Annotated in this window: 4 protein-coding genes; 3 read left to right on the forward strand and 1 reads right to left on the reverse strand. The window is 70.9% G+C overall.

What is annotated here, in order from left to right:
• Nucleotides 1–13: 13 nt before the first annotated feature.
• Nucleotides 14–2413: a Tex family protein gene (locus tag ACRDTB_RS23545; RefSeq protein ID WP_431433602.1), complete on the reverse strand. Its 2400-nt coding sequence runs from the start codon at nucleotides 2411–2413 to the stop codon at nucleotides 14–16.
• 118 nt (nucleotides 2414–2531) lie between these two features.
• Between ACRDTB_RS23545 and ACRDTB_RS23550 the strand changes: the two genes are divergently transcribed.
• The 3 genes from ACRDTB_RS23550 to ACRDTB_RS23560 all read left to right on the forward strand — a co-directional run bounded on the left by ACRDTB_RS23550 (nucleotide 2532) and on the right by ACRDTB_RS23560 (nucleotide 6657).
• Complete coding sequence (locus ACRDTB_RS23550; RefSeq protein WP_431433604.1) at nucleotides 2532–4469, forward strand: acyl-CoA dehydrogenase family protein; 1938 nt, start codon at nucleotides 2532–2534, stop codon at nucleotides 4467–4469.
• A gap of 107 nt (nucleotides 4470–4576) precedes the next feature.
• The gene (locus tag ACRDTB_RS23555; RefSeq protein ID WP_431433606.1) at nucleotides 4577–5047 is read left to right on the forward strand and encodes a MarR family winged helix-turn-helix transcriptional regulator; all 471 of its coding nucleotides are present in this window, start codon (nucleotides 4577–4579) and stop codon (nucleotides 5045–5047) included.
• Nucleotides 5048–5055: 8 nt separating this feature from the next.
• A complete protein-coding gene (locus ACRDTB_RS23560; protein WP_431433608.1) occupies nucleotides 5056–6657 on the forward strand; it encodes a DHA2 family efflux MFS transporter permease subunit in 1602 nt (533 codons plus the stop codon).
• The last annotated feature ends 87 nt before the right edge of the window (nucleotides 6658–6744 follow it).

The raw sequence follows: 6744 nt of genomic DNA on the forward strand, positions 1-6744 counted from the left end.
CGGCGCTCCAGGGTCACTTCGGCCGGTAGCCCGCCCGCCGCAGGGCGTCGGCCATCGCACCGCCGTCCTGGTCCTGGCGCTGCCCGCGCCGCTGCTGGCCGCCGCCCTGCTGACCGCCCTGGCCACGCGAGCCACCGCGCTGGCCACGTTGCTGACCACGCTGCTGACCACGGTCGCGGTCGCGCGGCGGGGACGTCTCCTCGTCGAGCCGCAGCGTCAGCGAGATCCGCTTGCGCTGGATGTCGACCTCGAGCACCTTCGCGCGCACGATGTCGCCGGACTTCACGACCTCGCGCGGGTCCTTCACGAAGTTGCGTGACAGCTGCGACACGTGCGCGAGCCCGTCGCAGTGCACGCCGACGTCGATGAAGGCGCCGAACGCGGCCACGTTCGTGACCACGCCCTCCAGCACCATGCCGACCTTCAGGTCCGCGAGCGTGTGCACGGCGTCGTCGAACGTCGCCGTCCGGAACGCCGGCCGCGGGTCCCGGCCGGGCTTGTCCAGCTCCGCCAGGATGTCGGTGACCGTCGGCAGCCCGAACGTGTCGTCGACGAACCGCTGTGGCGACAACGACTTGAGCACCTTCGTGTTGCCGATCAGCTCACGCAGCTCGCCGCCGGTCGACTCGACGATCCGCCGGACCACCGGGTATGCCTCCGGGTGCACGGACGACGTGTCCAGCGGGTCGTCGCCGTTCGGGATGCGCAGGAAGCCCGCGCACTGCTCGAACGCCTTCGGCCCTAGCTTCGGCACGCTCCGAAGCACCGTGCGCGAGCGGAACGGCCCGTTGGCGTCGCGGTGCGCCACGATGTTCGCCGCGAGCGCCGAGCCGATGCCCGACACCCGGGTCAGCAGCGGCGCCGAGGCGGTGTTGAGGTCGACGCCGACGCCGTTCACGCAGTCCTCGACGACCGCGTCGAGCGAGCGGGAGAGCTTCACCTCGGAGACGTCGTGCTGGTACTGCCCGACGCCGATGGACTTGGGGTCGATCTTCACCAGCTCCGCCAGCGGGTCCTGCAGCCGCCGCGCGATCGACACCGCGCCGCGCAGCGAGACGTCGAGGTTCGGCAGCTCCTGGGAGGCGTAGGCGGACGCCGAGTACACCGACGCGCCCGCCTCGGACACCATCACCTTGGTGAGCCCGAGGTCCGGCGCCTTGGCCAGCAGCTCGGCGGCGAGCTTGTCGGTCTCCCGGGACGCCGTGCCGTTGCCGATCGCGATCAGGTCGACCTGATGCTGCTTGGCCAGCCGGTACAAGGTCGCGAGCGACTCGTCCCACCGCTTCGCGGGCGCGTGCGGGTAGATCGTGTCGGTGGTGACGACCTTGCCGGTGGCGTCCACGACGGCGACCTTCACGCCGGTGCGCAGGCCGGGGTCGAGGCCCATCGTGGCGCGCGTGCCGGCGGGCGCGGCGAGCAGCAGGTCGCGCAGGTTCGCGGCGAACACCCGGACCGCCTCGTCCTCCGCGGCCGTGCGCAGCCGGGTGCGCAGGTCGATGCCGAGGTGTACGAGGATGCGGGTGCGCCAGGCCCAGCGGACCGTGTCGCCGAGCCACTTGTCCGCCGGGCGGCCCCGATCGTCGATGCCGAAGCGGGCCGCGATCATGGCCTCGTAGTCGCCCTGTTCTTCGGGCTTGTCGTCGCTGTCCGCGTGGGGTTCGAGGGTGAGCTCGAGCATCTCCTCCTTCTCCCCGCGGAACATCGCGAGGATCCGGTGGCTGGGCAGCTTCGTGAACGGCTCGGAGAAGTCGAAGTAGTCGGCGAACTTCGCGCCCGCCTCCTGCTTGCCGTCCCGGACCTTCGCGACCAGCCGGCCGTGGGTCCACATCCGCTCGCGAAGCGTGCCGATGAGGTCGGCGTCCTCACCGAACCGCTCGACGAGGATGGCCCGGGCGCCGTCGAGCGCGGCCTGCGTGTCGGCCACCCCGTTCTCGGCGCCGGTATGACCGTCGACGAACACCGCGGCCGCGGCCTGCGGGTCGGTGTCCGGGTTCGCCAGCAGCCCGTCGGCGAGCGGCTCGAGGCCGGCCTCGCGGGCGATCTGGGCCTTCGTGCGCCGCTTCGGCTTGTACGGCAGGTAGATGTCCTCGAGGCGGGCCTTCGAGTCGGCGGCCATGAGCTGCGCGGTCAGCTCGTCGGTGAGCTTGCCCTGGTTCTTGATCGAGTCGAGCACCGCCGCGCGGCGCTCCTCCAGCTCACGCAGGTACCGCAGCCGCTCCTCGAGTGTGCGCAGCTGGGCGTCGTCGAGCGTGCCGGTGGCCTCCTTGCGGTACCGGGCGATGAACGGGACGGTCGACCCGCCGTCGAGCAGCTCCACGGCCGAGCGCACCTGTCGCTCGGCGACGTTGAGCTCCTCGGCGATGCGCAGGTACACGGACGCTGGAGTGGCGGTCGGTGCCGTGGACGGAGTCACGGGGGTGCATTCTGCCGCGCCGCACCGACAGGACCGCGCACCGGTGAGGGTTTCGTCGTGACTACTCGCGGGTAGCCGACCGCCGAGGAGTGCCGAGCCCGCGACGAAGGAAGACGCCGTGTCAGTGACCGAGCGAAGCGAGCAGTCCAACACAGTGACCGAGGAGCAGGCACGGGCGGTCGCGGAGGAGGCCCGGGAGAGCAGCTGGGACAAGCCGTCGTTCGGCAAGGAGCTGTTCCTCGGCCGGTTTCGGCTCGACCTGATCCACCCGCATCCGACCCCCGAACCCGAGGCCGAGGCGACCGCGCGGGCCTTCCTCACCAGGCTGCGCGAGTTCTGCGCCCGGCTGGACGGCGCCGTCATCGAGCGGGATGCCCGCATCCCAGACGAGTGGGTCGAGGGCTTCGCCGCGCTCGGCTGCTTCGGCATCAAGATCCCCGTGGAGTACGGCGGGCTCGGGCTGAGCCAGGTCGCCTACAACCGCGCGCTGATGCTGGCCGGCAGCGTGCACCCGAGCATCGGCGCGCTGCTGTCCGCGCACCAGTCGATTGGCGTGCCCGAGCCGCTCAAGCTCGCCGGCACCGAGGAGCAGAAGCGGGAGTTCCTGCCGCGCTGCGCGAAGGGCGCGGTGTCGGCGTTCCTGCTGACCGAGCCCGACGTCGGCTCCGACCCGGCGCGGATGGCGTCCACCGCCATCCCGGCCGAGGACGGCTACGTGCTCGACGGCGTGAAGTTGTGGACCACCAACGGTGTCGTGGCCGAGCTCCTCGTCGTGATGGCACGCGTGCCGGAGTCGGACGGGCACCGCGGCGGTATCTCGGCCTTCGTGGTGGAGGCCGACTCGCCGGGCATCACCGTGGAGCGGCGCAACTCCTTCATGGGGCTGCGCGGCATCGAGAACGGCGTCACGCGGCTGCACCGGGTGCACGTGCCGGCGCGCAACCTGATCGGCCGGGAGGGCGAGGGCCTCAAGATCGCGCTCACCACGCTGAACGCCGGCCGGCTCGCGATCCCGGCGGCGTGCGCGGCGGCGGGCAAGTGGGCGCTCAAGATCGCCCGCGAGTGGTCGGCGGAGCGGGTGCAGTGGGGCCGGCCGGTCGGCCGGCACGCCGCGGTGGCCGGCAAGGTCTCGTTCGTCGCCGCCACGACGTTCGCGCTGGAGTCGGTGCTGGAGCTCTCCGGCCGGCTCGCCGACCAGGGCCGCCACGACATCCGGATCGAGGCCGCGCTCGCGAAGCTGTGGGCGAGCGAGCAGGCCGCCCTGATCGCCGACGAGCTGGTGCAGATCCGCGGCGGGCGCGGCTACGAGACCGCCGAGTCGCTGGCCGCACGCGGGGAGCGGGCGGTGCCGGCCGAGCAGCTGGTGCGGGACGTGCGGATCAACCGGATCTTCGAGGGCTCCAGCGAGATCATGCGGCTGCTGGTCGCGCGCGAGGCGGTCGACGCGCACCTCGCCGCGGTGGGCGACCTCGCCGACCCGAGGGCCGCGCAGATGCCGCTGGGCCGCAAGGCGAGGGCGGCGGCGAAGGCGAGCGGGTTCTACGCGAGGTGGCTGCCGCGGCTGGTCACCGGCAGGGGCCGGCTGCCGGCCGCGTTCCGCGAGTTTGGTCCACTTGCGACACATCTGCGCTATGTCGAGCGCGCGTCCCGCAAGCTCGCGCGGTCGACTTTCTACGGGATGGCTCGCTGGCAGGCCGGGCTGGAGAAGCGGCAGTGCTTCCTCGGCCGGCTCGTGGACATCGGTGCGGAGCTGTTCGCGATGTCGGCCGCGTGCGTGCGGGCCGAGGCGCTGGATGAGTCCGCGCGGGAGCTGGCCGACGTGTTCTGCCGCCAGGCGCGGCTGCGCGTGGCGCGGCTGTTCGACTCGCTGTGGGCGAACACGGACGACGCCGACTCTCAGCTTGCCGCGGCTACGCTCGAAGGCAGGTACTCCTGGCTGGAGGCGGGCGTGCTGGACCAGAGCGAGGGGACCGGTCCGTGGATCGCGGACTGGCGGGCGGGTGCGTCGAGTGAGCGGAACGTCGCTCGTCGCTATCTGTCACCAAGTCGGGCCTAGCTTCCGCTGATAGTGAACTGAGACCCCAGCCACAGTTACTTGCAGTTATTTTCACGGTTGAGATGATTGCGACCGTGCAACCAACCGCGTCGTGCTCGGTCGAGTCCGTGACCGATGACGTCGTGGGTTTTCTGTCGCACCTGAAGAAGAGCGGCGAGGCACACATATTGGGTGTCGCGTCCGGACTCGACCTGTCATTCTCCCAACTGCGTGCCATGTTCGTGCTCGCCGACTGCGAGCAGGAGCTGGCCCTCCACGAGCTGGCGGGGAGGCTCGGGGCGTCGATGGCGACGGCGGGGCGTGCCGTGCAGGCGCTCACCCGGGCCGGACTGGTCACGCGCAGAGAGGACCAACAGGACCGCAGGGTCAAGCGGGTCAGGCTGTCCGAGCACGGTCGCGCGCTGGTGACCGGGTTCGTGCAGGCCCACCGCGAGGCCGTGCGCGAGTGTGTCGAGTCGCTCAGCGACCGCGAGCGGGAGCAGCTTTCCGAGGCTCTGGCGCCGATTCTCGCTCGGGGGGACGAACGGATTTCAGCAATCGGCTGTGAGGCAGAGCAGATGGGCAGGGGAAGGCTTTGACGGAACCAATGGCTCCGACACCCGCCGCGGGGGCGGCGAACGGGTCGGACAGACTCGACCGAAGAGTGCTCGCGATCGGTGGCGTGGTCGTGCTCGGCGCGGTCATGGCGATGCTCGACATCACCGTGGTCAACATCGCGCTCGACCGGCTGATCATCGAGTTCGGAACGACGCTCGACCAGATGCAGTGGGTGGCCACCGGCTACACCCTCGCGTTGGCGACCGTGATCCCGCTGTCCGGCTGGGCGGCGGACCGGTTCGGCACGAAGCGCATCTATCTCACCGCGGTGTTCCTGTTCATGGTCGGCTCGGCCCTCGCGGGCACCGCGTGGTCGACCGAGTCGCTGATCCTGTTCCGGGTCCTGCAGGGCCTGGGCGGCGGCATGCTGATGCCGCTCGGCATGACGATCCTGACCAAGGCGGCCGGTCCCGAGCGGGTCGGCCGGGTGATGGCCGTGCTCGGCGTGCCGATGCTGCTGGGCCCGATCGTCGGCCCGATCCTCGGCGGCTGGCTCGTCGACGACGTGTCCTGGCGGTGGATCTTCTTCATCAACGTGCCGGTCGGCATCATCGCGCTGGCCCTCGGCGCCCGGATCCTGGACAAGGACGAGCCGCGGCCGGCCGAGAAGCTCGACGTGCTCGGCCTGTTCCTGCTCTCGCCGGGGCTGGCCGCGCTGATCTACGGCCTGGCCCAGGTGCCGTCGAACGGGGGCTTCGGGCACCCGGAGGTGTACCTGCCGGCGATCGCCGGCGCGATCCTGGTGACCGCGTTCATCCGGCACGCCGCGCGCACGCCGCACGCGCTGATCGACCTGACGTTGTTCCGCAACCGCGGGTTCTCGGTCGCGGCGATCACGATGGTGCTGTTCGTGGTCGCGTTCTTCGGCGCCATGCTGCTGTTCCCGCTGTACTTCCAGCAGGTGCGGGCCGAGGGTGCGCTCACGGCCGGTCTGCTGCTGGCCCCGCAGGGCATCGGCGCGATGATCATGATGCCGATAGCCGGCATGATCGTCGACCGCGGCTACGCGGCCCGGTTGGTGCGGCTCGGCCTGCTGATCATCATCGGCTCGATGGCGGTGTTCACCCAGCTCGGCTCGGACACGTCGTACTGGGCGATCGGCGCCGCGCTGTTCGTGATGGGGCTGGGCATGGGCATGACGATGATGCCGATCATGTCGATCGCGCTGAAGACGCTGAAGCAGGAGAACGTCGCCCGCGCATCGACGAGCCTGAACATCATCCAGCAGGTGGCCGCGTCGATCGGCACGGCGATGCTGTCGGTGCTCCTGTTCAACGAGGTCAAGGAACGGATGGCGCCGATCATGGCGCAGCTGCCGCCACCGCCGCCGGGCACCGAGGCGCCGTCCGCGATGTCGATGCAGGACCTGCCGGAGCAGGTGCGCCAGCTCCTCGCCCCGCCGCTGGCGGACGCGTACTCGTCGACGTTCGTGTGGGCGCTGGTGCTGCTGGCCGTGGCGTTCATCCCGACGCTGTTCCTGCCGCGTGGCGACAAGGCGACCGAGACGGTCGCGTCGAGCGAGCCTTCGTCGGTCACCGACGAGGAGTCCGAGCCCGAGCCCGAGCCGGTGGGCGACGGCGACCGCCGCTGACCCTCCCGCACAACCCGCGAGTCCAACGCTCCCGACCGGCGAGTCCAACACTCCCGACCGGCGAGTCCAACGTTCCGAACGTTGGAC

The organism is Actinophytocola sp. (assembly GCF_050699935.1).
Taxonomy (GTDB): Bacteria; Actinomycetota; Actinomycetes; order Mycobacteriales; family Pseudonocardiaceae; genus Actinophytocola.